The sequence below is a fragment of the Campylobacter sp. RM19073 genome (assembly GCF_024723495.1).
GTDB classification, from domain to species: Bacteria; Campylobacterota; Campylobacteria; order Campylobacterales; family Campylobacteraceae; genus Campylobacter; species Campylobacter porcelli.
Genome location: NZ_JANQCT010000053.1, coordinates 1 through 2,086 on the forward strand (window position 1 = coordinate 1; position 2,086 = coordinate 2,086).

At 24.3% G+C, this 2,086-nt stretch carries 4 protein-coding genes and 1 tRNA gene; all 5 read left to right on the forward strand.

All coding sequences use genetic code 11. From position 1 onward, the window contains the following. The first annotated feature begins 20 nt into the window (after window positions 1-20). The 5 genes from CSUIS19073_RS08165 to CSUIS19073_RS08185 all read left to right on the forward strand — a co-directional run bounded on the left by CSUIS19073_RS08165 (window position 21) and on the right by CSUIS19073_RS08185 (window position 2,023). A tRNA-Ile gene (locus tag CSUIS19073_RS08165) sits at window positions 21-97 on the forward strand. Between the two features lie 132 nt (window positions 98-229). After that, the gene (locus CSUIS19073_RS08170; protein ID WP_141082473.1) at window positions 230-826 is read left to right on the forward strand and encodes a hypothetical protein; all 597 of its coding nucleotides are present in this window, start codon (window positions 230-232) and stop codon (window positions 824-826) included. Then, complete coding sequence (locus CSUIS19073_RS08175; RefSeq protein WP_236845319.1) at window positions 754-1,056, forward strand: 2OG-Fe dioxygenase family protein; 303 nt, start codon at window positions 754-756, stop codon at window positions 1,054-1,056. The genes CSUIS19073_RS08170 and CSUIS19073_RS08175 overlap by 73 nt, the downstream gene beginning before the upstream one ends. Further along, the gene (locus tag CSUIS19073_RS08180; RefSeq protein ID WP_086238134.1) at window positions 1,053-1,388 is read left to right on the forward strand and encodes an ACT domain-containing protein; all 336 of its coding nucleotides are present in this window, start codon (window positions 1,053-1,055) and stop codon (window positions 1,386-1,388) included. Before CSUIS19073_RS08175 ends, CSUIS19073_RS08180 begins: the two co-directional genes overlap by 4 nt. 2 nt (window positions 1,389-1,390) lie before the next feature. Continuing rightward, entirely contained in the window at window positions 1,391-2,023 is a 633-nt protein-coding gene (locus tag CSUIS19073_RS08185; protein ID WP_086242692.1) for a LysE/ArgO family amino acid transporter, read from the forward strand. Window positions 2,024-2,086: the final 63 nt, after the last annotated feature.

A 2,086-nucleotide genomic window follows, 5' to 3' on the forward strand; every position in this document is an offset into this window, starting at 1 on the left:
TTTATAAAGTAGTTATTTAAGGGCCTATAGCTCAGCTGGTTAGAGTGCACCCCTGATAAGGGTGAGGTCACAAGTTCAAGTCTTGTTAGGCCCACCATTTATATTTCGTCTACTGATGAATATTTTTATTATATTTCTTAATTTTTTTTTAAATTTATTTTTGAATTTTATTTTCTATTTTTAATTTATTTTATATCTTATATAATTCCTATTTTTTAGGAGTTAAGAAATGAGTAAGATAGCTTTTCCTATTACTATTGTTGATTGCATTGACATTGGTTTGGATTTAGGAAAAATTCAAAATAAACTACAATCATATTATGATGAATATGAAGATGATTTATATTTGTTACATAAAAACAAAATCGATTATATCTCTAAATTTATGAAAATTAATAACGATGAAATGTATAAAAATATTAATTTTGATTTTTCATCTATAAATTTAGATAGTAGCGTTTTAAAAACAATTTCATTATTTATACCTAGTAGAAAACGACTTATTTCTAAATATATTATAGATATTAAAGATGAAAATTTTAAAATTGAAAGAATGCCTGCAAATAATTTTCTCCAATCTCTCGCATTTATAGCAGATGAAAAGTTTGATTATAGAAAAAGTGAAAGAAAATTTAAAGAATTGCCTGATAATTTATTTGATGATGATTTAAGAACTATGCTTAAATTCGTCTCTTTTAAAATAGGTAGATATATAAAAAATCTAAATTTGCAATTACAGTTCATCATACTTTTATATTCTGTGAAAATGGTAGAAAATCTACAAATTCACCAGAAGGAATACACCAAGATGGAATGGATTTTATAGTGTCTGCTTTTGTTATCGATAGACAAAATATCAATGGTGCAAAAAGTATAATCTATAAAAATGATAAAAAAACAAAAATATTTGAAACGATATTAAAAAATGGTCAAGGAATTATTCAGCCAGATTTAAATAGTGGATTATGGCATGAAGTAACAGAAATTTCTCAAATAAATATTAACGAAGTTGGTTATAGGTCTAGTGTAGGTTTTGATATAGAGGTTTTAGAATGAAATTAAAAATTCAAAGTGGGGAATTCGTAATAAAAAAAATAGATAAAAATGCCACAATAAATTTATCTGATGATTTATTTTGCGTAGTTAATGAGTTTGATTGTTATACAATTATAAAAAATAAATTAAAAAATTCATATAATACGCAAATTTTTAAAGCATTTTATATAGATGAAATTTTTGATTTTTCACAAAGCGGTATCTTGTTTGAGCTATTAAGACCGCTTAAAGAAGAATGTATAAGTGTATTAGTTGTATCAGCTTACGAAAGAGATTATATTTTTGTTAATAAAAATGATTTTGATAAAGTAAAGAAAATTTTTGGATTATAGTTATGCAAAATTTTATTTTTTTAAAAGGATTTTTTCTATCACTTTCGTTGATTATGGCAATTGGAGCTCAAAATGCTTTTGTTTTGCGACAAGGTATAGCTAAAAATAATGTATTTTATGTTTGCCTTGTATGTTTTTTATGTGATTTTGTATTGATATTAGCTGGAATTTTTGGTGTTGGTGAAGTTATAGCAAAAAATGTGATAGTAAATGTATTAATCACAGCTCTTGGAATTTTATTTGTTAGTTATTATGCTATAACAGCATTAATTTCAGCTTTTTCTACCAAAAATAGTGTAATATTTGAGATAGAACATTCAAATTTTTCTATTAAAAAAACTATTATTTTAACCCTTTGTATTACGCTTTTAAACCCACATGTTTATTTAGATACTGTTTTTGTGGTTGGAGCTTCAGCGCTAACATTTGATATGAAAGAGAAGATACTTTTTGTATTTGGTAGTCTTTCTGCTTCGTTTATATGGTTTTTTTCATTAGGCTTTGGTGCTAAAAAATTTAGTCACTTCTTATCAAAACCAATAATTAACAGGATTATAGATATATTTATTGCTATTATTATGTTTTTTGTTGTTTTAACGCTAGTAAAATTTCTTTTAAAAATACTATATATTTAATAATTCTTTAAGCATTACTCTTGTATAATTCCAACTCACTTTTAAAGAATATCTTAAAAAGTG

Coding starts and splice junctions, on each gene's coding strand:
- CSUIS19073_RS08170 (WP_141082473.1), top strand. CDS start 230: ATGAGTAAGATAGCTTTTCCTATTACTATTGTTGATTGCATTGACATT.
- CSUIS19073_RS08180 (WP_086238134.1), top strand. CDS start 1,053: ATGAAATTAAAAATTCAAAGTGGGGAATTCGTAATAAAAAAAATAGAT.
- CSUIS19073_RS08185 (WP_086242692.1), top strand. CDS start 1,391: ATGCAAAATTTTATTTTTTTAAAAGGATTTTTTCTATCACTTTCGTTG.